Source organism: Pseudomonas sp. fls2-241-TYG-175 (assembly GCF_030209155.1).
GTDB lineage: Bacteria > Pseudomonadota > Gammaproteobacteria > Pseudomonadales > Pseudomonadaceae > Aquipseudomonas > Aquipseudomonas viridiflava.
This window is the reverse complement of record NZ_JARVSO010000028.1, coordinates 59,598-80,723: the sequence shown is the minus strand read 5'-3', so window position 1 is coordinate 80,723 and position 21,126 is coordinate 59,598. Positions and strand designations below refer to the sequence as shown.

The following is a 21,126-nucleotide window of genomic DNA, read 5'->3' as shown; positions in this document are numbered from 1 at the left end:
CGCGGAGCGTCACGGGAGGCATGCCCACGCGGAGCGATGGGCACGATCAGTGTTGGGGCAGACTTGTGTATAACGATGAGCGCAGAGTGGGAACGATCATTGGGCTGTGTTCTGCAATCCGGCCAGCAGCAGCCTTTGATACAGCTCTTCGCGCAATCCCTGAGGCTGATCAAGCTGCATGCGCTGCAGATGCTCCCTGTACGCATCAGGCTCCGGCGCGTCGAGCGTGGCCTTGCCCAGCTCAAGAATCTCGGTGATCTTGAATTTTCCCTTCAGCCAGTTCAACGCTCTCAGCAGGTCGCGTTCCTGCGGGGTGAAGTCGCAGCCCAGCGGGTATTCGGTGAACAGCGCAGGATAGCGTGACGCAATGTCCTGCAGGCGCTCCGGCGTGTTCTGCGTAAAGCGCGGATCCAGGCTGAAATTCTTCGGCAGTTTGCCAGCCTTTTGTGCCTGTTCGATCAGGCCACCTTGAAAGCGCGAGTCACTGATGTTCAACAGCCGCTCGATGACAGTCGCATCCGTCTGACCCCGCAAGTCGGCGATGCCATATTCGGTCACAACGATGTCGCGCAGGTGCCGGGGAATGGTCGTGTGGCCGTATTCCCAGACAATATTGGAGGTGGTCTCGCCACCCGACTCACGCCAGCTGCGCAGCATCAGAGTCGAGCGGGCGTCTTCCAGTGCATGGGCCTGAGCGACGAAGTTGTACTGCCCGCCTACACCACTGATAACACGTCCATCTTCCAGCTGATCGGCCACCGCAGCGCCCATCAGCGTGACGGTAAAGGCACTGTTGATGAACCGCGCATCACGACGCTGCAAGCGCTTGAGTTCTTCATGGCCATACAGTTCGTTGATGTAGCTGATGGCGGTCATGTTGAATTGCGCCAGCCGTTCGGCAGGCAGCTCGCGCAGTCGCTCGTAGAAGCTGGTCGGGCCGAGGAAGAAGCCACCGTGCACCACGACGCCATCGGGATGGGCGTTTTCATCCAGCGTGCCCATGTTGGCCAGCCGCTGCAGCTCGGCGTCAGGATAGACCTTGCGCCGGATGATCCCGGCATCGGCCAGCACCAGCAGACCGTTGACGAACATTTCGCTGCAACCGTACAGACCGCTGGCAAAGGGCTGCATACCGCCTTCCCGATCGATCAGGGTCTGCCAGTTGCTCATGTTCAACTCGGCCAGCAATGCGCGCCAGGTTTCGTTGTCCGCCTGACGGGCCAGCAATGCGCCGGTCAGCGCATCGCCCATAGAGCCGATGCCGATTTGCAGCGTGCCACCATCACGCACCAGGGTGCTGGTGTGCAAGCCGATCAAATGGTCCTGATAACCCACCGGCATGTTCGGGGTGGAGAACAGCGTGCTGCGCTCTTCTTCGTCCAGCAGCAGGTCGAACGCCACGCTATCCAGTTCCGAGTCGCCGGGCATGTAGGGCAAATCCGCGTGCACCTGCCCAAGTATCAGAATGGTCTCGCCCGCCGCACGGCGCTTGGCGATCATCGGCAGCAGGTCGAGGGTCACGTCCGGGTTGCAACTGAGGCTCAGCTTGCCGGGCCGTTGATCGTCACGTGCCACCAACTGCGCGACAAGGTTCAGGCCGCAGGCATTGATGTCGCGGGCCGCGTGACTGTAATTGCTGCTGACGTAGTCTTGCTGGGCGGACTCGCTGTTGAGCAGGCTGCCTGGCTGCATGAAAAACTGCTGGACACGGATGTTGCCCGGCAGGCTGTCGCGACGCAGTGCGGCCAGAAAGTCGAGTTCGGGATAATCACCGAAGGTGCGTTCCAGAAATGGCTCAAGAAAGCGCGCCTGCAAACCTTCGCCCGGTGTCGGGCGGCCCAGACTCAACGCGGTGTAGATGGTCAGCCGCCGCTCGGGTAATTCACTGACCCGTTGATACAGCGCATTGACGAAACGGTTGGGCTTGCCTAACCCCAGCGGCATGCCGAGATGAATGTGCTCGGGCAACTGCGAAAGAACATGATCAACGGCTTGCTCGATGGAACAGGACTGCGGCATCCCAGCTCTCCTGATTTGTTATTGGATGCAGCTTGGACAGGTGCGGGCGGGAAAGTGCTGCGTGGGGTGTGATTAACCGTGCGGCTCGTTCCCAACATGGGCACGATCAGCACGATTAACAAGCATGATTACTTCAACCCGGACATCTTCTGAATCGCAGCCTTGAGTTCTTCATCAGAGCAATCGCCACAGGTGCCCTTGGGCGGCATGGCGTTGATGCCGGTGATGGCCTTGGCCAGCAGGCCGTCAAGGCCGCCTTCTTTCTGGGAGCGCTCGGTCCAGGCTGTCGTGTCGCCGATTTTCGGCGCATTGGGCATGACGCCGCTGTGGCAAACGGTGCAGTGTTTGGCAATCACATCGTCCGCAGATCTTCCACCACCGCCTCCAGCCGAGCCGACAACCTGCACTCCCGGACATTCCTTGCCCTGAATACAGACCTGCCCGACCGGCTCAAGCCGTCTGGCGATCTCTTCATTGCTCGCCGCCTGAGCGTTGAATGCCCAGAATGCCAGCGCCGCAGCGACGGCCAGAAGCTTGTTTGTCAGGTTCACGCTAACACCCTCAAGGTGACTGGATCACACCTGCGGGAACGGGCTGGCAGGCTGAAAAAGTATAGCGGTCAGCTGGCGGGGCCGACATGCGCCCGCAGTCGGAAAGATGCGTTCGGCGACGAACACAATCCGCCGCCACAACGCCGCAAAACGCCTGAAAACGGGGCCTGCGGATCAACGGCGGTCAGAAGTTGGCAGGGGTGGCTGCGCTGATTAGTCGCGCCGGAGCGTCGAACGGATTGCGAAAACGGTGCGGACGGGTGCTTTCGAAGTAATAGCTATCGCCGACCTCGAGGATGTAGGTGTCCAGACCGACCACCAGTTCCAGGCGCCCTTCGACGATGATTCCGGTTTCCTCACCCTCATGAACCAGCATTTCCTCACCCGTGTCGGCACCCGGCGGGTAGGTCTCGGTCAGAAACGCAATGGCACGGCCCTGATGCGATTTGCCGACCAGCTTCATGGTCACCGCACCGTCCGAGATATCGATCAGTTCGCTGGCCTTGTAAACCACCTGAGTCGGATTTTCGGCTTCGATTTCTTCGGAAAAGAATTCGACCATCGACATGGGAATACCGCCCAGCACCTTGCGCAGGGAGCTGATCGACGGGCTGACGCTGTTTTTCTCGATCATGGAAATGGTGCTGTTGGTCACGCCTGCACGCTTGGCGAGTTCACGCTGGGACAGGCCCTTGAGCTTGCGGATCGATTGCAGTCGTTCACCCACGTCCAATGCGGTATTCCCCCGGATTCAGTCAGGTCAGGTTGTTATGAACGCCATGATGGCACAGCGTTCGATATTTACAACACTCGACCGGCGACCGGGCCATGAGGGGCGGTGGCTGTTGAAAGGCGTTACGGCTCAGCCTTCGGAATAGACTCGCGGCACTCGGCGCAGATTGCAGAAGATCTGATAGGGAATGGTGCCCGCGTGCGCGGCTACGTCGCTGGCCAGCACGTTCTTGCCCCAGAGTTCGACGCGACTGCCCAGACCTGCCTGAGGCAGACCGGTCAGGTCGACGCCCAGCATGTCCATAGACACCCGGCCTACCAGCCTGGAGGGCTGGCCGTCGATGAATACCGGTGTTCCGGTCGGCGCCTGACGCGGGTAACCGTCGGCGTAACCCATGGCCACAACGCCAATGCGCGAAGGACGATCCGTCACGAAGGTAGCGCCGTAACCCACAGGCTCACCTGCAGCCAGCTCGCGGACGCTGATGATCTTCGATTCCAGCGTCATGACCGGTTGCAGGCGATCCGCCAGCGGCTGCGACTCGCCGAACGGCGTGGCGCCATAGAGCATGATGCCGGGCCGTACCCAGTCACTGTGGATGGTCGGCCAGCCCAGTACGGCGGGCGAGTTTTTCAGGCTGGTCTCTGCCGCGAGTCCCTCACGAGCCGCTTCAAACACCGCGACCTGATCATCGCTGGTCGAACAGTTCAATTCGTCGGCACGCGAAAAATGGCTCATCAGCACAATCCTGGCCACCTTGCCGGTTGCCAGCAGACGCTGATACGCGCTGCGGTACTCCGACGGATGCAGGCCGACACGGTGCATGCCGGTGTCCAGCTTGAGCCACACCATGATGGGCCTGGCGAGACGTGCCTGCTCGACCGCCTCCAGCTGCCACATCGAGTGCACGACCGTCCACAGGTCATGTTGAGCAATCAGCGCCAGCTCATCAGCCTCGAAAAAACCTTCCAGCAGCAAAATCGGCGCGGTGATACCGGCAGCACGCAGTTCCAGCGCCTCTTCGATGCAGGCCACTGCAAACCCGTCCGCCATCGATTCCAGCGCCTGCGCGACACGCACGGCACCATGGCCGTAGGCATCGGCCTTGATCACGGCGAGCGCTTTGGCGCCGGTGCTTTCGCGGGCCAACTGGTAGTTGTGACGCAGGGCTTGAAGATCGACAAGGGCGCGAGCTGGACGCATGAGAAAGGTATTGCCTGAAGAGGTTGTAAAAAAGCCCGACGCCGAGGGTGCGTCGCCGGGCCAGGGAAACGTTATGGCAGTGCAGCGACCACCGACAGCTCGACCAGAATTTCCGGTTCGCACAACTTGGCTTCGACGGTAGCGCGGGCCGGGGCGACGCCTTTTGGCAGCCACTTGTCCCACACGCTGTTCATGCCTGCGAAGTCGGCATCGATGTCTTTCAGGTAAATGGTCACGGACAGGATACGGGTCTTGTCGGTGCCTGCCAGATCGAGCAGACGCTCGATGCTGTCCAGCGTTTCCTGGGTCTGCTTCTCGACACCGGCGGTCATGTCATCACCCACCTGGCCCGACAAATAGACGGTGCCGTTGTGGACGACGATCTGACTCATGCGCTCATTGGTGAGCTGGCGCTGGATTGACATGCTTTGCGTTCTCCTGGGTACTGCCATAGCGAGAGATATCAAGGCCTTCGGCACTGATCTGGGGTGTCTTGCGGGCCATGAGATCGGCGAGCAAACGGCCGGAACCGCACGCCATCGTCCAGCCCAACGTGCCGTGGCCGGTGTTGAGGAACAGGTTGCGGAACGGCGTGGCACCCACGATCGGCGTGCCATCCGGCGTGGTGGGACGCAGCCCGGTCCAGAAACTGGCCTGGGTCAGGTCGCCGCCCTGAGGATAGAGGTCACCGACGATCATCTCCAGTGTTTCGCGCCGACGCGGGTTGAGCGACAGGTCAAAACCGGCGATTTCAGCCATGCCGCCGACGCGGATGCGGTTGTCGAAACGGGTGATCGCGACCTTGTAGGTCTCGTCGAGAATGGTCGAGGTCGGCGCCATGTCCGCATTGGTGATCGGAATGGTCAGCGAGTAGCCCTTGAGCGGATAGACCGGAGCCTTGATGCCCAGCGGCTTGAGCAGCTTCGGCGAGTAGCTGCCCAGCGCAAGCACATAGCGGTCAGCGGTTTCCAGCTTGCCGTCGATCCACACACCGTTGATGCGGTCACCGGCAAAATCCAGACGCTCGATGCTCTGCCCGTAACGGAATTCGACGCCCAGTTTCTCGGCCATTTCGGCCAGACGCGTGGTGAACAGTTGGCAATCGCCGGTCTGGTCGTTGGGCAGGCGCAGCGCACCGCTGAGTATTCCGGTCACGCCCGCCAGCGCGGGTTCGACGCGGGCGATGCCTTCGCGGTCGAGCAACTCGTAAGGCACGCCGGACTGCTCGAGCACGGCAATATCCTTGGCGGCGTTATCGAGTTGCGCCTGAGTGCGGAACAACTGGGTGGTGCCCAGGCTGCGGCCTTCGTAAGCGATGCCGGTTTCCAGACGCAACTCGTCGAGACAGTCGCGGCTGTACTCGGACAGACGCACCATACGCTCCTTGTTCACGGCATACCGGCTGGCCGTGCAGTTGCGCAGCATCTGCGCCATCCACAGGTATTGATCGATATCGGCCGTGGCCTTGATCGCCAGCGGGGCGTGGCGTTGCAACAGCCACTTGATCGCCTTGAGCGGCACACCCGGCGCAGCCCACGGCGACGCGTAGCCCGGCGAGACCTGACCGGCGTTGGCAAAACTGGTTTCCATGGCGGCAGCAGGCTGACGGTCGACCACCGTGACCTGAAAGCCTGACCGCGCCAGATAATAGGCACTGGTTATACCGATCACACCACTACCAAGGACCAGAACGCGCATGTCGATGACCTCATCGCGGATATCCGCTGACGTTTTGAAGTTTTAAGCAAGGATGTGGCCAGTATATTGAGCATCGAGCAGTGCTTTTAACTGTATAAATGCCTATATTCGGAGGTAATCCACGGCAAAGATCGCTTTCGTAGAGGGGATATCAACCTTGCGCACCCAACACCAGTCAAAACGTGAGCTGGACAAGATTGATCGCAATATCCTGCGAATCCTGCAGGCGGATGGACGCATCTCGTTCACCGAACTGGGCGAGCGGGTCGGCCTGTCGACCACACCCTGCACCGAACGGGTCCGCAGGCTGGAGCGCGAAGGCATCATCATGGGCTACAACGCCCGGCTGAACCCGCAAAGCCTCAAGGCCAGCCTGCTGGTATTCGTGGAGATCAGCCTGGATTACAAGTCCGGCGACACATTCGAGGAGTTCCGCCGCGCGGTGCTGAAATTGCCCCACGTGCTGGAGTGTCATCTGGTGTCGGGCGACTTCGACTATCTGGTGAAAGCGCGCATTTCCGAGATGGCGTCCTACCGGAAACTGCTGGGCGACATCCTGCTCAAGCTGCCGCACGTGCGCGAGTCCAAGAGCTACATCGTGATGGAAGAAGTGAAAGAGAGCCTGAACCTGCCGATTGCCGACTGAGCCGACCCGCTACACCAGCACCTGTCGGGTCGAAGCAATGTAGGTGTGGACCTGTTTTTCGACCCGGGGATGGATCAGTTCGACAGGGCGGCGGCCGTTGGGGCATGGCAGGGTTTCAGTGGTGCCGAACAGGCGGCAGATCAGCGGACGCTCGTCGTACACCGTGCAGCCCTGAGGCCCGAGGTGCACACAGTTCAGCTCGTTCAATGCCGCTTCCTGCTCGGCGGCAGTCTTGCGCGGCAGGCGGGCCATTTCTTCGGACGAGGTGGTGACCGGACCGCAGCAGTCGTGGCAGCCAGGCACGCACTCGAACGAGGGAATCTGGCGGCGCAGCTCGCGGACTTTCTGAAGGTTGCAGCTCATTGAAACAATCACCCGGACACAATGCAGGGATTTTGCCTGAGTTGGCAGGTCCGTGACAGCAGCTTATCCTGCCGAGACTTCACAGCGCCGCCAACAGGACATGTCCATGAACGCCCGCGTTCAGCACCCTACCCATCAAGACTCGCACACCGCTTCGTACTACGCCGCCAGCAGCCATCCGCAACCGGATCATCCGGCATTGCAAGGCGAGGTGAAGGTCGATGTGTGCGTGGTCGGCGGCGGGTTCTCCGGGCTCAACACGGCCATAGAACTGGCCGAGCGCGGTTTGAGCGTGGCGTTGCTGGAAGCGCGCAGGATCGGCTGGGGCGCCAGCGGGCGCAATGGCGGTCAGTTGATTCGCGGCGTTGGGCATGGCGTCGAGCAGTTCGCCCATGTCATCGGTAACGACGGGGTGCGTCAGCTCAAGCTGATGGGCATCGAAGCGGTCGAAATCGTGCGCCAGCGGGTTAAAAGGCATGGCATCGATTGCGCGTTGAAGTGGGGTTACTGCGACCTGGCCAACAAACCGCGTGACATGACTCATCTGGCCGAAGACGCCGAAGAGCTGCGCAGCTTGGGATATCGGCATGAGCTGAAACTGGTGCCGCCTGACCAGATGCGCAGCGTGGTCGGCTCGGATCGTTATGTCGGCGGCCTGATCGACATGGGCTCGGGGCATTTGCATCCCTTGAATCTGGCGTTGGGCGAAGCTGCGGTGGCGAAGTCGCTGGGTGTGCAGTTGTTCGAACATTCCGAGGTGACGCGCATCGACTACGGCCCGCAGGTCAAGGTGCACACCGCGCAGGGCTTGGTGCTGGCCAAGACTCTGGTGCTGGGCTGCAACGCTTACCTGAAGGACCTCAACCCGGAGATCAGCGGCAAGGTACTGCCCGCAGGCAGCTACATCATCGCGACCGAACCCTTGAGCCCGGCGCAAGCCAATGAACTGCTGCCGCAGGACATGGCGGTCTGCGACCAGCGCGTGACGGTGGATTACTACCGGCTTTCCGCTGACCGGCGCCTGCTGTTCGGCGGTGCCTGTCATTATTCGGGCCGTGACCCGCAGGACATTGCCGCTTACATGCGACCGAAAATGCTGGAGGTGTTCCCGCAACTGGCTGGCGTGAAGATCGATTATCAGTGGGGCGGCATGATCGGCATAGGGGCCAATCGCCTGCCGCAGATCGGTCGGCTAAGGGATCAGCCAAACGTGTACTACGCCCAGGCCTATTCCGGCCACGGCGTGAACGCCACGCACCTGGCGGGCCGCCTGTTGGCCGAAGCCATCGCCGGACAGCACAGCGATGGCTTCGAACTGTTCGCGAAGGTCCCGCACATGACCTTTCCCGGCGGCAAACACCTGCGCTCGCCGCTGCTGGCGCTGGGCATGCTCTGGCACCGTTTGAAAGAGCTGCGTTGACCCGCGCTATTCCCTCCAGAAAGACTTCATTGCCTCGACCCTGGCCTGCCGAAAGTCGATGCCGATATCGCGAAGCTGGTCATCCGTCAGTTCCAGCAATGCGCGGCGCGATGTCCAGCGATGACGATACAGCGCCCAGCGGCTAATGCCTGTCGGCACGCAGACGCGGTTGTTCTGAACGGCCTTGAACATCACTGGCTGGCTCTCGTTCAGTTCCTGGCTGTGAAACGCTAATCGTACGTCGCTGAACCCGTTCATTTCCGGTTCCTCCATCGGGGTGGGTTTCCATCGCTCAACACACCAGCCCTGACAACGATCGTTCCCAACGCTTGAGTGGTGAGCGTGAATCCATGATGACGGGGATTGCCAAACCAATACAGATTCAAAATCCTCTTATATTTTCCATACAGGAGATTCAAAACGATCTCTGAATGCTGTATTTTCGCACCATCTGTATGGTTCTCAAAAAAGCACTCAACCGAGAGTACGCCATGACCCTGTACGTCAACCTTGCCGAAATGCTGGGCTCGCGGATCGAAAAGGGTTTCTATCGCCCCGGTGACCGTCTGCCTTCCGTGCGCGCGCTCAGCGTTGAACATGGCGTCAGCCTGAGTACAGTGCAGCAGGCATACAGAGTGCTGGAGGACAGCGGGCTGGCCACACCGAAACCCAAATCAGGCTATTTCGTTTCGGCTTCCCGTCAGGCTCCGGCGCTTCCCGTGGTAGGGCGTCCGGTGCAGCGGCCTGTGGATATCTCGCAGTGGGATCAGGTGCTGGACCTGATCCGGGTATCGCCTCGTGAGGCGGTCACCCAACTGGGGCGCGGGATGCCGGACGTGTCCAGCCCGACCCTGAAACCGCTGATGCGCGCGCTGGGTCAGTTGAGTCGCCATCAGGACATGCCCGGTCTGTATTACGACAACATCCATGGCGTGCATACACTTCGCGAACAGATCGCACGCCTGTTGCTCGACTCCGGCTGCAACCTGACCGCCAATGACTTGATCATTACCTCGGGCTGTCACGAAGCGCTGTCGGCAAGCATCCGCGCCGTCTGCTCGCCCGGCGACATCGTGGCGGTGGATTCGCCGAGCTTTTTCGGCGCCATGCAGACCCTCAAGGGCCTGGGCATGAAGGCGCTGGAAATCCCCACCGACCCGCTGACAGGCATCAGCCTTGAAGCACTGGAGCTGGCACTGGAGCAATGGCCGATCAAGGCGATTCAGCTGACGCCCAGCTGCAACAATCCATTGGGCTACGTGATGCCGGAAGAGCGCAAGCGAGCCCTGTTGATGCTGGCGCAGCGCTTCGACGTGGCAATCATCGAAGACGATGTGTACGGCGATCTGTCCTTCTCGTACCCGCGCCCGCGTACCATCAAGTCTTTCGACGAAGACGGCCGCGTGTTGCTGTGCAGTTCGTTTTCCAAGACCCTCGCGCCGGGTTTGCGCATCGGCTGGGTCGCGCCGGGCCGTTACCTGGAGCGGGTGTTGCACATGAAATACATCGGCACCGGCTCGACCGCGCCGCAGCCGCAACTGGCGATTGCCGACTTCATCGAAGGCGGGCATTACGAACCGCACCTGCGCCGCATGCGCACGCAGTACCAGCGCAGCCGCGACGTGATGATCGATTGGGTCATGCGCTATTTTCCGCAGGGCACGCGGGTCAGCCGTCCGCAGGGCAGCTTCATGCTGTGGGTGGAACTGGCCGAGGACTTCGACACTGTGCGCCTCAATCGCGCACTGCTGAGCAAGAACGTACAGATCGCGGTGGGCAGTATCTTTTCCGCCTCGGGCAAGTACCGCAATTGCCTGCGCATGAACTACGCTGCCAAGCCGACACCGAAAATCGAGAGCGCAGTACGCATCGTTGGCGAGACGATCTCGCAGCTGATTGCGCAAAATGACTGACGTTGGCAAATTTTTCCCGCTTTTGCCGGTCTTATCGCCAAGTCGAGCCAAGCCTGGTTGTGGATATCAATTTGAAGAACTCATGGGCCTTGCCCTTTTCCCTGCTGGTTGCGCTGTGCGTCAGCGGTTGCGCACATCAAGCACCACTCGGTGAGCCAAGCCAGGCCATTGCGTCTTCAGACTCAGCCTTCGGCCGGTCGATCCAGGCGATGGCGCAGCCTCACGAAGGGCGCTCGGGCTTTCGCCTGCTGCCCGACAGCAGTGACGCGTTCAAGGCGCGCGCCGAGCTGATCCGCAATGCCAAAAGCAGCCTCGATCTGCAGTACTACATCGTCCATGACGGCCTGAGCACCCGGGCGCTGATCGACGAACTGCTCAACGCCGCCGACCGTGGCGTGCGCGTGCGCATCCTGCTGGACGACACCACCAGCGACGGCCTGGATCAGGCTATCGCCACCCTCGCCGCGCACCCGAACATTCAGATTCGCCTGTTCAATCCGCAGAACCTGGGACGCGAGACGGGCATCACCCGCAGCCTCGGCAGACTGATGAATCTCTCGCGCCAGCATCGACGCATGCACAACAAGTTGTGGCTGGCGGACAACAGCGTGGCCATCGTCGGCGGGCGCAACCTGGGTGACGAGTATTTCGATGCCGAGCCCAACCTGAATTTCACCGACATCGACATGCTCAGCGTCGGACCAGTCGCCGAACAGCTCGGACACAGCTTCGATCAGTACTGGAACAGCACGCTGAGCAAGCCGATCAATGACTTCATGTATTTCCTGCCGGACACCAAGGATCTGGCCAAGGCCCGAAAACGGCTGACGGACTCGCTGGAGCAGGCGCATCAGCAGCACAGGGCGCTGTATGAGCGCCTGATGGCCTACAAGACCGAGCCGCGCATGAAGACCTGGCTCAACGAACTGGTCTGGGCCTGGAACCAGGCATTGTGGGACGCGCCGACCAAGGTGCTCGCGCAGGGCGAACCCGACCCGCATCTGCTGCTGACCACACAACTTGCCCCGGAACTGCTCAATACCCGCAAGGAACTGATGCTGATCTCGGCCTACTTCGTGCCGGGTCAGGAAGGTCTGCTGTACCTCACCGGCCGCGCCGATGCGGGTGTGGACGTCAGTCTGCTGACCAACTCGCTGGAAGCCACCGATGTACCCGCCGTGCACGGAGGTTATGCACCTTATCGCAAGGCGCTGCTGGAACATGGCGTCAAGCTGTTCGAACTGCGCCGCCAGCCGGGTGATGTCGAAACCATGCGCGGCAGCGGTCCGCACCTGTTCAGGAAAAGCCAGTCGCTGGTCAGCTCCGAATCCAGCCTGCACAGCAAGGCGATGATTTTCGATCGCCGCAAGGTGTTCGTCGGCTCGTTCAATTTCGACCCGCGTTCGGTGCTGTGGAACACAGAGGTCGGTGTGCTGGTCGACAGCCCGGAGCTGGCAGAAGAGCTGCGTGAACTGACGCTGCAGGGTATGGCGCCTTCACTCACTTACCAGGCGAAACTGGAAGACGGCAAGGTGGTCTGGGTGACCGAGGACAATGGCGTCATCCACACGCTGTACACCGAGCCGGGCGACTGGTGGCGCCGCTTCAACGCCTGGATGAGCAAGGCAATCGGGCTGGAGCGGATGCTCTAGGCCTGCGCAGCGCTCGCACCAAACGCCCCGCGCCTCATGGTCAGGACCAGCAGGCCGAACGCTCCTGCCGCCATCAACAGCGGCAAGGCATCGATGCTGATCCACTGACTGCCCGCGCCTGCGGCCAGAGGCCCGAGCAGACAACCGATACCCCAGAGCTGAGCCACGTGCGCGTTGGCCCGCACCAGCGCATCGTCGCGATAGCGTTCGCCGATCAGAATCAACGACAGCGTGAACAGGCCGCCAGCGCTGGCACCGAACAGCACCCACAGCGGCCAGATCACTACGGTGTTGACCAGCATTGGAATGGCCAGACTGGACAGCATCAGTGCGCCCGCGCAGCCGGTGAACAGCGTGCGGCGAGAGATCTTGTCTGCCAGCAGACCAATCGGCAGTTGCAGTACCGCATCGCCGACCACGACAGCACTGACCATCATCAAGGCGATTTCAGGCGTGAAGCCATGCCGGATGCAGTAGATCGGCAGCAGCGTCAGGATCAGCGCCTCGAACGCTGCAAACAGCGCAACAGCGCCCGCGATGGCAGGCATGCCGCGACAGAACCCGAGCAGGTCGGCAAAGGTCACGCTGGCTGACTCAGTGGAAGGTGCGCCGGTTCGGCCCAACAGGAGCAACGGGGAGCATGTCATCAGCAGCACGCCAATCCAGAAACCGTAATCGGCCTCGGTGCCGATGACGCCCAGCAACAGCGGGCCTGCCAACTGACTGAGCGCGTAAGTGCTGCCATACAGCGCGACCAGTCTTCCGCGCAGGCGCTCGATCACCAACTGATTGATCCAGCTTTCACCCAGCACGAAAACGATGGTCAGGATCATCCCCAGCATCAGGCGCAGGACCAGCCAGACCGGGTAGTACGGCAGCAACGCCAAAGCCCCGACTGACACCGCCCCGCTCCACAGACAAAGCCGCATCAGGTTGGCCGTCCCGAACCGCGAGGCCAGCGCACTGGCCACGCCTGCGCCGACCAGCACCCCGACCGCAGGCATCGCTGCCATCACGCCAATGGCAAACGTGCCGTATCCCCAGTCCGCGAGCCTCAGCGAAACCAGCGGCATACTGACGCCAATAGCCAGACCGACACTCAGGATCGAGGCCAGAACGGCGAAATAAGTACCCCAACGCATTTCCGTGTTCCTGCGGGTGAAGAATTAAAGCCGAAAGCTGATCGTGCCCATCGCTTTGCGTCACATTCGAGAGCGTCCTGGGCGGCGTTACCACGCAGAGGACTCATTGTTATACACAAGTCCGCCTCAACACTGATCGTGCCCATCGCTCCGCGTGGGCATGCCTCCCGTGACGCTCCGCGTCACAAATGGCACAGATTGCGGATTCAGTGAGCCGAGCGCATGACGTGGATAACGCTGGAGCTTAGGCGCGCATCTACGCCACATTCAAAAGCGGACGCGGAGCGTCCTGGGAGGCGTTACCACGCAGAGCGTGGGAACGATCATTATCGTATTCCTCCAAGAGGACTTATGTATAACGATGAGCGCAGAGCATGGGAACGATCAAGCGTCCCCGCGCTGAACGGGGACGCCTAAGGAGAACAACTGACTTACAGCTTGATCCAGGTCGCTTTCAGCTCGGTGTACTTATCGAACGCGTGCAGTGACTTGTCACGGCCGTTGCCCGACTGCTTGAAGCCACCGAACGGCGCGGTCATGTCGCCACCGTCGTATTGATTGATCCAGACGCTGCCAGCGCGCAGGGCCTTGGCGGTCAGGTGCGCCTTGGAGATGTTGGAAGTCCAGACAGCAGCGGCCAGGCCGTATTGCGTGTCGTTGGCAATCTCGATGGCCTCTTCGGCGGTATCGAAAGTCAATACCGACAGCACAGGCCCGAAGATTTCTTCCTGGGCGATTCGCATGGCGTTGTTCACGCCATCGAAGATCGTCGGCTCGACATAGGTGCCGCCAGTTTCTTCCATGATGCGCTTGCCGCCCGCAACCAGTTTGGCGCCATCGGCATGACCGGCCTCAATGTAGGACAGCACGGTGTCCATCTGCTGGGTATCGACCAGCGCACCGACATTGGTGGCAGGGTCCAGTGGGTTGCCCGGCTTCCAGCCCTTGAGGGCTTCGATGACCAGCGGCAGGAACCGGTCCTTGATGGAGCGCTCGACCAACAGACGCGACCCGGCCGTGCACACCTCGCCCTGGTTGAAGGCAATCGCACTGGCCGCGGCGTGGGCGGCGGCCTCCAGATCAGGCGCATCGGCAAACACGATGTTCGGGCTCTTGCCGCCCGCTTCCAGCCAGACACGCTTCATGTTCGATTCGCCGGAGTAGATCATCAATTGCTTGGCGATCTTCGTCGAACCGGTGAACACCACGGTGTCCACATCCATGTGCAGCGCCAGCGCCTTGCCGACGGTGTGACCGTAGCCTGGCAGCACGTTGAGCACGCCTGCAGGAATACCTGCCTCAATGGCCAGTTGCGCAATACGAATGGCCGTCAGTGGCGATTTTTCCGAAGGCTTGAGCACTACGGAGTTACCCGTCGACAGCGCAGGACCGAGCTTCCAGCAGGCCATCATCAGCGGGAAATTCCACGGCACGATGGCAGCAACCACACCGACCGGCTCGCGTGTCACGAGACCCAACTGGTCATGGGGGGTCGCAGCGACTTCGTCATACAGCTTGTCGATGGCCTCGCCACTCCAGCTCAGCGCGTTGGCGGCACCTGGAATGTCGACACCCAGCGAGTCGCTGATCGGCTTGCCCATGTCCAGCGTTTCAAGCAGCGCCAGCTCGTCGGCATTCTGCTTGAGCAGCCCTGCGAAACGGATCATGGCCGCCTTGCGTTTGGACGGAGCCAGACGCGACCAGACGCCCGAGTTGAAGGTGCTGCGAGCACTGGCGATGGCCCGCTCGGCGTCGGCAGCATCGCAACTGGCAATACTGGCCAGGACGCGGCCATCCACCGGACTGATGCATTCAAAGGTTTCGTCGGACGCAGCGTGTGTGTACTCACCCTGAATGAAGGCGCGACCTTCGATCTTCAGGTTCTGGGCACGCTTTTCCCAGTCGGCGCGGGTCAGAGCGATCATGCAGATGTCCTCCTTGTTGAACAGGCGTGTGTCATGATTGATTAAAGACACATTTCGCAATTTCGGGGTGACCGCCACCCTAAACCAGCCGCGTAGCAAAACCAATATATTTGACACCCGTAACGCTTAATGCGGCCATTTGTTGATTTTATTAAACGGTCAGACGACTCAAAACGGGGGCACTATTGCTCGCCACGCCGCTCAAAACTCCATCATTCCAGCCCGAAGGACCCGCCATCATGAGCATCGAAAGCATTGTCGACTTCAGCGAAGCCAGCACCGCCGCCGAGCACTACCGGCCAGCACCGGAAAAGGTGTTCAAAGGCGATCCGCAACAAACCCTTTATAACCACTACAACAGCCCCTGCGGACAGATGAACGCCGGCGTCTGGCAAGGTGAGATCGGGCAATGGCAGGTCAACTACACCGAGCATGAGTACTGCGAGATCGTGCAGGGCGTGTCGGTGCTGCGCGACGATCAGGGCCGCGCCAAAACGCTGCGGGCCGGAGACCGGTTCGTCATCCCGGCAGGTTTCAAGGGCACGTGGGAAGTGCTGGAGGCCTGTCGCAAGATTTATGTGGTGTTCGAGGCCTCAGATATAAATAAGTAACGCCAGGCGACGGGGCGAATGGATGACTCTGGGACTGTCCATTCCGGACATCATTCATAAGGATCATGTACATGACCAACAAGGAAATCCTCCTGGCCCTTCAGCACCTGATCGGCACCCGCTACGTACCGACCGTGAAAGCCTATATCACCGAATTGACAGGCCGAACCCGTGTCGTAGGCCCTCTGGACGCGAGCGACAGGATGCTTGACCCCAATCGCATCCGGATCGCTGCCGACGATGCAGACCTGATCACGGCATTCAGCTTCGCCTGATCGTCACGATGCCGAGCGATCGCTCAAACGTCAGACACAAAAAAGCCCGCCATAAGCGGGCTTTTTTGTGGGAGACAGAATCAATTACTTGATTTTGCCTTCCTTGTACATCACGTGCTTGCGTACAACCGGATCGAATTTTTTGATTTCGATTTTATCCGGAGTAGTACGTTTGTTCTTGTCGGTGGTGTAGAAATGGCCTGTACCAGCGCTCGACACCAAACGGATCAATTCACGCATGATTCTCTCCTTAAATTTTGCCGTCGCGACGCAGTTCAGCGAGCACAACTTCAATGCCACGCTTGTCGATGATACGCATGCCTTTAGCAGATACGCGCAGACGAACAAAACGCTTCTCGCCTTCAACCCAGAAGCGGTGATGCTGCAGGTTTGGCAGGAAACGACGACGGGTTTTGTTGTTTGCGTGGGAAATGTTATTCCCGGTTACCGGACCCTTACCGGTAACTTGACAGACTCTCGACATGCCTCAGCCCTCTAAAACCACATGCCCAACCCGGCATGGGTTGGCCGCTTAATCTCTCAGTCATTTGGCGCCAGGCGCCGCGTTTCTTTAAGGGTCTTACCGGCTACACCTACAGTGAAGGAACCGGGCCCCTAGAAAAGAGCGCTGCTTTATACCAGAAAGCCTGGCGCGCAACAACAGGCAATGCACTCTACAGCAATCGGGCAAGCCTTGCGCGACGGCTGAATCAAGCGATGCGGGGCGCGCTGGCAAAAAGACCGCTCGTCGCTCTGCGGCGATTGTTCTGCGCCAGCACATGGTCTAGGGTTAGTCCCTCACCAGACTGCGCCGGCAGATGGGGCCCTTTCTGAACAGGAATTTCGCCATGCGCCTTGCTGCACTCCCCTTTTTGCTTGTCCCGCTGTTGCTTCCGATTGCCGCTCAGGCAGCGAACCTTGCGGTCTGCACTGAAGCCAGCCCCGAAGGCTTCGACGTGGTGCAATACAACTCGCTGACCACCACCAATGCCTCGGCCGATGTGCTGATGAACCGCCTCGTGGACTTCGATGCCCAAAGCGGCAAGCTGGTCCCGAGTCTGGCGCAAAGCTGGACCGTCTCCGAGGACGGCCTGACCTACACGTTCAAGCTGCGCCCGGGCGTGAAGTTCCACACCACGGATTACTTCACGCCCACCCGTGAACTGACGGCCGACGATGTGCTGTTCAGCTTCCAGCGCATGCTCGACCCGCAAAACCCATGGCACAAGGTCGCCCAGAGCGGCTTCCCGCATGCGCAGTCCATGCAGTTGCCTGCGCTGATCAAGACCATCGATGCGCCTGACGCTCACACGGTGAGGTTCACCCTCAACCGTGCCGACTCGACGTTCCTCGCCACACTGAGCATGGGTTTTGCCTCGATCTATTCGGCTGAATACACCGCGCAATTGCTGAAGGCGGGCACACCCGAGAAACTGAACAGCCAGCCCATCGGCACAGGACCGTTCGTGTTCAAACGCTTCCAGAAAGACGCCGTGGTGCGGTATGAAGCCTTCGACGATTACTTCGCAGGCAAGTCCGGTATCGACACGCTGGTGTACGCCATCACGCCGGACGCCAACGTGCGCCTGCAGAAGATCCGCCAGAATGAATGCCAGATCGCCCTTTCGCCCAAGCCACTCGATATACAGGCCGCCAGCAAGGACGCTTCGTTGAAGGTCGAGAAGACCGAAGCATTCATGACCGCGTTCGTAGCGATCAACAGCCAGCATCCGCCGTTCGACAAGCCGGAAGTCCGTCAGGCCGTGAATCTTGCTTTCGATAAGGCCAACTACCTCAAGGCTGTCTTTGAAGGCACGGCCGAAACTGCCAAGGGGCCTTATCCACCCAACACCTGGAGTTTCGCGAAGGACATGCCCGGCTACCCTCACGACGTCGCCAAGGCCAAGGCGCTGTTGGCCAAGGCCGGTTTGAAGGATGGCTTCAAGACCACCCTCTGGACACGTCCGTCCGGGAGCCTGCTGAACCCGAACCCGAGCCTCGGCGCGCAACTGCTGCAGGCTGATCTGAAGCAGATCGGCATTTATGCAGAAATCAGGGTCATCGAGTGGGGCGAGCTGATTCGTCGCGCCAAGGCGGGCGAGCATGATCTGCTGTTCATGGGCTGGGCGGGTGACAATGGCGACCCGGATAACTTCCTGACGCCACAGTTCTCCTGCGCAGCCGTGCAGTCGGGCACCAACTTCGCCCGCTACTGCGACAAGACACTGGACACGCTGATCAGCGACGGCAAATCCACCAGCGATCAGGCCGCACGCAGCAAGCTCTACCACCAGGCACAAACGCAGATCCAGCAACAGGCCCTGTGGATCCCCCTCGCCCACCCGACCGCCGCCGCACTGGTGCGCAAGGACGTGACGGGCTATCAGGTCAGCCCGTTCGGCCGGCAGGATTTCTACAAGGTGCAGGTGAAGTAGCTCTTTCGCAGTTGATCGCGCCCATGCTCCGCGTGGGCGCGCAACACGCGCTACATCAACCCCCGCTCCACCATCGATAACGGCTCGCCGTCGCCCACGATCACGTGGTCCAGCACTTGAACATCCACCAGCAGCAAGGCCTCCTTCAGGCGCCTTGTCAGGTCGATGTCGGAACGACTGGGGTCTGTAATGCCCGAAGGATGGTTGTGGCACAGGATCAGGCTGGCGGCGTTGTGGACCATGGCGCGCTTTACCACCTGCCGGGGATGCACGTACGCCGAGTTGATTGTGCCGCGAAACAGTATCTCGAAGGTCATGACCCGATGCTTGTTGTCCAGAAACAGGCAGCCAAATACTTCGTGCGGCTCGTGGCGCAGCAATGCCTTGAGGTAGTTGCGGACCTGAAGAGGGTTTTCCAATGCCGAATCACGACGCAACGATTCGGCCATGTGCCGACGCGCCATCTCCATGACCGCCTGTAACTGAGCGAACTTTGCAGGCCCCAGACCCAGTTGTCCGGTGAATTCGTCCAGATTCGCATCCAGTAACGGTCTCAGCCCGCCAAACTGATTCAACAAGTGACGAGCCAGGTCTACAGCGCTTTTTCCGGCCACTCCCGTGCGCAAAAAGATCGCCAGCAACTCGGCGTCCGACAGGCTGTCTGCCCCCAGTTCCAACAAACGTTCCCGTGGGCGTTCGGCCGTGGGCCAACTGCGAATACTCATAGCACTTCCCTGTGGTTGAGCACCTGTTCCGGTGCGGTCGCTGTGCTATCTTAGCCCATCTTTTTTACGCGACGATCTGGCCTGGGGAGGCGTCCTGGCCGTCGCGTCAACACTTGACCAAAAAGGCAGGCCTATGCAGCGGCTGTATCGAAAACGCATCGTTCTGGGCGTCGGCGGCGGCATTGCCGCTTACAAGAGCGCCGAGCTGGTTCGCCGGTTGCGCGACCAGGGTGCGGAGGTCCGTGTCGTCATGACGCGGGGCGGGGCCGAGTTCATAACACCCCTGACCATGCAGGCGCTTTCCGGCCACCCTGTACACCTGGACCTTCTGGACCCTGCCGCCGAAGCGGCGATGGGGCATATCGAGCTGGCCAAATGGGCAGACCTGATCCTCATCGCGCCCGCGACCGCCGACCTGATCGCACGCTTGGCACAGGGCATCGCCAATGACCTGCTGACCACCGTCGTGCTGGCAACGGATGCGACCGTCGCCATCGCCCCGGCGATGAACCAGGCCATGTGGCGCGATGCGTCGGTACAGGCCAACACCCGCCTGCTGGAAGAGCGTGATTTCCGCGTATTCGGTCCCGCTTCCGGTAGCCAGGCCTGCGGCGATGTGGGCTTCGGACGTATGCTTGAACCCAATGATCTGGCGCAATGTGCGGCCGATTGTTTCCAGCGCCTGAGCCTGACCGGCAAACATGTACTGATTACCGCAGGCCCGACCCAGGAAAACATCGACCCGGTGCGCTACATCACCAACCACAGCTCCGGCAAAATGGGTTTCGCCCTCGCTGAAGCGGCTGTGGAAGCCGGTGCGCGCGTCACGCTGATCACCGGTCCCGTGAACCTGCCGACACCGGATCGCGTCTCACGCATCGACGTGGTCAGCGCCCGCGACATGCTGGCAGCCTGCGAAGCGGCGATTCCCTGCGACCTGTTCATCGCCTCGGCTGCGGTTGCGGATTACCGCCCGGAAGTCATCGCTCCCCACAAACTCAAGAAAGATCCTACGAACGGCGACGGCCTGTTGCTGCAGATGGTCCGCAACCCGGACATTCTGGCCACCATCGCCACCCGCCCGGATCGTCCGTTCAGTGTCGGTTTTGCCGCCGAGACCGAGCATCTTCTCGACTATGCTGCACGCAAGCTCAAGGACAAGAACCTCGACCTGATCGTCGCCAATGACGTGGCCAACCCCAGCATTGGCTTCAACAGTGAAGAGAACGCCTGCAGCGTGATCGACCGAGCGTTGCACGCAACGCTTTTCGCCCAGACCAGCAAGGCCAAGATTGCCCGCCAGCTGATCACTTTTATCGCCGACCGCATGAATCAGGTTTAACTACGAATGCACGCTCTACAAGCCAAGATCCTCGACCCTCGCATTGGCAACGAATTTCCGCTTCCGGCCTACGCCACTGTCGGCTCCGCGGGCCTGGACCTGCGCGCCATGCTCAAGGAAGACACTGTCCTGGAGCCGGGCCAGACCTTGCTGATCCCGACCGGCCTGTCGATCTACATCGGCGACCCGGGCCTTGCCGCGATGATCCTGCCGCGCTCGGGCCTTGGCCACAAACACGGCATCGTGCTGGGCAATCTGGTGGGCCTGATCGACTCCGATTATCAGGGCGAGCTGATGGTGTCCTGCTGGAACCGTGGCCAGACTGCATTCACTATTTCGATTGGCGAACGTATCGCGCAACTGGTGTTGGTGCCTGTGGTACAGGCGCACTTCGAACTGGTTGAAGAGTTCGATGAAAGCCAGCGTGGCGCAGGCGGTTTCGGGCACTCCGGCAGTCACTGATCGCCGACCGA

Annotated in this window: 22 protein-coding genes; 9 read left to right on the top strand and 13 right to left on the bottom strand. The window is 60.5% G+C overall.

Annotated elements, in window-relative coordinates; genetic code table 11:
- Positions 1-96 precede the first annotated feature (96 nt).
- The 6 genes from QRN20_RS20045 to dadA all read right to left on the bottom strand — a co-directional run bounded on the left by QRN20_RS20045 (position 97) and on the right by dadA (position 6,204).
- A complete protein-coding gene (locus QRN20_RS20045) occupies positions 97-2,019 on the bottom strand; it encodes an acetyl-CoA hydrolase/transferase C-terminal domain-containing protein (RefSeq protein ID WP_096768073.1) in 1,923 nt (640 codons plus the stop codon).
- A 128-nt stretch (positions 2,020-2,147) separates the two neighbouring features.
- Positions 2,148-2,570 (bottom strand): c-type cytochrome, encoded by a 423-nt coding sequence (locus QRN20_RS20040; protein WP_029241357.1) that lies wholly within the window; start codon positions 2,568-2,570, stop codon positions 2,148-2,150.
- A gap of 184 nt (positions 2,571-2,754) precedes the next feature.
- The gene (locus tag QRN20_RS20035) at positions 2,755-3,303 is read right to left on the bottom strand and encodes a cupin domain-containing protein (RefSeq protein WP_004887127.1); all 549 of its coding nucleotides are present in this window, start codon (positions 3,301-3,303) and stop codon (positions 2,755-2,757) included.
- Between the two features lie 129 nt (positions 3,304-3,432).
- Positions 3,433-4,506 carry an alanine racemase gene (gene alr / locus QRN20_RS20030; RefSeq protein ID WP_058430450.1) on the bottom strand — a complete coding sequence of 358 codons (1,074 nt, stop codon included), beginning with the start codon at positions 4,504-4,506 and terminating at the stop codon, positions 3,433-3,435.
- A 71-nt stretch (positions 4,507-4,577) separates the two neighbouring features.
- Positions 4,578-4,931: a RidA family protein gene (locus QRN20_RS20025; RefSeq protein WP_004887130.1), complete on the bottom strand. Its 354-nt coding sequence runs from the start codon at positions 4,929-4,931 to the stop codon at positions 4,578-4,580.
- Complete coding sequence (gene dadA / locus QRN20_RS20020) at positions 4,903-6,204, bottom strand: D-amino acid dehydrogenase (RefSeq protein WP_058430451.1); 1,302 nt, start codon at positions 6,202-6,204, stop codon at positions 4,903-4,905. The genes QRN20_RS20025 and dadA overlap by 29 nt, the downstream gene beginning before the upstream one ends.
- A gap of 157 nt (positions 6,205-6,361) precedes the next feature.
- Here dadA and dadR point away from each other — a divergent pair, with 157 nt between their 5' ends.
- Positions 6,362-6,850, top strand: coding sequence for a transcriptional regulator DadR (gene dadR, locus QRN20_RS20015; RefSeq protein ID WP_004887134.1), 489 nt, complete (start codon positions 6,362-6,364; stop codon positions 6,848-6,850).
- A 9-nt stretch (positions 6,851-6,859) separates the two neighbouring features.
- Here dadR and QRN20_RS20010 read toward each other — a convergent pair whose 3' ends face one another.
- Positions 6,860-7,213 (bottom strand): YkgJ family cysteine cluster protein, encoded by a 354-nt coding sequence (locus tag QRN20_RS20010; RefSeq protein WP_088234282.1) that lies wholly within the window; start codon positions 7,211-7,213, stop codon positions 6,860-6,862.
- Positions 7,214-7,319: 106 nt separating this feature from the next.
- Here QRN20_RS20010 and QRN20_RS20005 point away from each other — a divergent pair, with 106 nt between their 5' ends.
- Positions 7,320-8,633 (top strand): NAD(P)/FAD-dependent oxidoreductase, encoded by a 1,314-nt coding sequence (locus QRN20_RS20005; protein ID WP_122466826.1) that lies wholly within the window; start codon positions 7,320-7,322, stop codon positions 8,631-8,633.
- Between the two features lie 6 nt (positions 8,634-8,639).
- On the opposite strand, the gene QRN20_RS20000 is transcribed toward QRN20_RS20005, so the two are convergent.
- Positions 8,640-8,891: a DUF1127 domain-containing protein gene (locus tag QRN20_RS20000; protein ID WP_029241361.1), complete on the bottom strand. Its 252-nt coding sequence runs from the start codon at positions 8,889-8,891 to the stop codon at positions 8,640-8,642.
- Positions 8,892-9,124: 233 nt separating this feature from the next.
- On the opposite strand from QRN20_RS20000, the gene QRN20_RS19995 reads away from it, so the two are divergent.
- Together QRN20_RS19995 and QRN20_RS19990 are read left to right on the top strand one after the other, a co-directional pair.
- Positions 9,125-10,546, top strand: a complete 1,422-nt coding sequence (locus QRN20_RS19995) for an aminotransferase-like domain-containing protein (protein ID WP_029241362.1) — start codon at positions 9,125-9,127, stop codon at positions 10,544-10,546.
- A gap of 71 nt (positions 10,547-10,617) precedes the next feature.
- Positions 10,618-12,198: a phospholipase D family protein gene (locus QRN20_RS19990; protein WP_029241363.1), complete on the top strand. Its 1,581-nt coding sequence runs from the start codon at positions 10,618-10,620 to the stop codon at positions 12,196-12,198.
- Here QRN20_RS19990 and QRN20_RS19985 read toward each other — a convergent pair.
- Positions 12,195-13,340 (bottom strand): MFS transporter, encoded by a 1,146-nt coding sequence (locus QRN20_RS19985; protein WP_122432634.1) that lies wholly within the window; start codon positions 13,338-13,340, stop codon positions 12,195-12,197. The two genes, QRN20_RS19990 and QRN20_RS19985, sit on opposite strands and share 4 nt — an antisense overlap.
- 431 nt (positions 13,341-13,771) lie before the next feature.
- Positions 13,772-15,265 carry an aldehyde dehydrogenase gene (locus tag QRN20_RS19980; protein ID WP_122412693.1) on the bottom strand — a complete coding sequence of 498 codons (1,494 nt, stop codon included), beginning with the start codon at positions 15,263-15,265 and terminating at the stop codon, positions 13,772-13,774.
- A 239-nt stretch (positions 15,266-15,504) separates the two neighbouring features.
- Between QRN20_RS19980 and QRN20_RS19975 the strand changes: the two genes are divergently transcribed.
- Together QRN20_RS19975 and QRN20_RS19970 are read left to right on the top strand one after the other, a co-directional pair.
- Entirely contained in the window at positions 15,505-15,876 is a 372-nt protein-coding gene (locus tag QRN20_RS19975; RefSeq protein WP_004887149.1) for a cupin domain-containing protein, read from the top strand.
- Between the two features lie 71 nt (positions 15,877-15,947).
- The gene (locus tag QRN20_RS19970; RefSeq protein WP_004887152.1) at positions 15,948-16,151 is read left to right on the top strand and encodes a hypothetical protein; all 204 of its coding nucleotides are present in this window, start codon (positions 15,948-15,950) and stop codon (positions 16,149-16,151) included.
- An 84-nt stretch (positions 16,152-16,235) separates the two neighbouring features.
- On the opposite strand, the gene rpmG is transcribed toward QRN20_RS19970, so the two are convergent.
- Positions 16,236-16,391, bottom strand: a complete 156-nt coding sequence (gene rpmG, locus QRN20_RS19965; RefSeq protein WP_004887154.1) for a 50S ribosomal protein L33 — start codon at positions 16,389-16,391, stop codon at positions 16,236-16,238.
- A 10-nt stretch (positions 16,392-16,401) separates the two neighbouring features.
- A complete protein-coding gene (rpmB, locus tag QRN20_RS19960; protein WP_002551514.1) occupies positions 16,402-16,635 on the bottom strand; it encodes a 50S ribosomal protein L28 in 234 nt (77 codons plus the stop codon).
- Positions 16,636-16,999: 364 nt separating this feature from the next.
- Here rpmB and QRN20_RS19955 point away from each other — a divergent pair, with 364 nt between their 5' ends.
- Positions 17,000-18,586, top strand: coding sequence for an ABC transporter substrate-binding protein (locus tag QRN20_RS19955; protein ID WP_029241367.1), 1,587 nt, complete (start codon positions 17,000-17,002; stop codon positions 18,584-18,586).
- A 50-nt stretch (positions 18,587-18,636) separates the two neighbouring features.
- On the opposite strand, the gene radC is transcribed toward QRN20_RS19955, so the two are convergent.
- Entirely contained in the window at positions 18,637-19,311 is a 675-nt protein-coding gene (gene radC / locus QRN20_RS19950) for a RadC family protein (protein ID WP_029241368.1), read from the bottom strand.
- A 133-nt stretch (positions 19,312-19,444) separates the two neighbouring features.
- On the opposite strand from radC, the gene coaBC reads away from it, so the two are divergent.
- Entirely contained in the window at positions 19,445-20,653 is a 1,209-nt protein-coding gene (gene coaBC, locus QRN20_RS19945; RefSeq protein WP_025993186.1) for a bifunctional phosphopantothenoylcysteine decarboxylase/phosphopantothenate--cysteine ligase CoaBC, read from the top strand.
- A gap of 6 nt (positions 20,654-20,659) precedes the next feature.
- Positions 20,660-21,115 (top strand): dUTP diphosphatase, encoded by a 456-nt coding sequence (gene dut, locus QRN20_RS19940; protein WP_029241369.1) that lies wholly within the window; start codon positions 20,660-20,662, stop codon positions 21,113-21,115.
- The last annotated feature ends 11 nt before the right edge of the window (positions 21,116-21,126 follow it).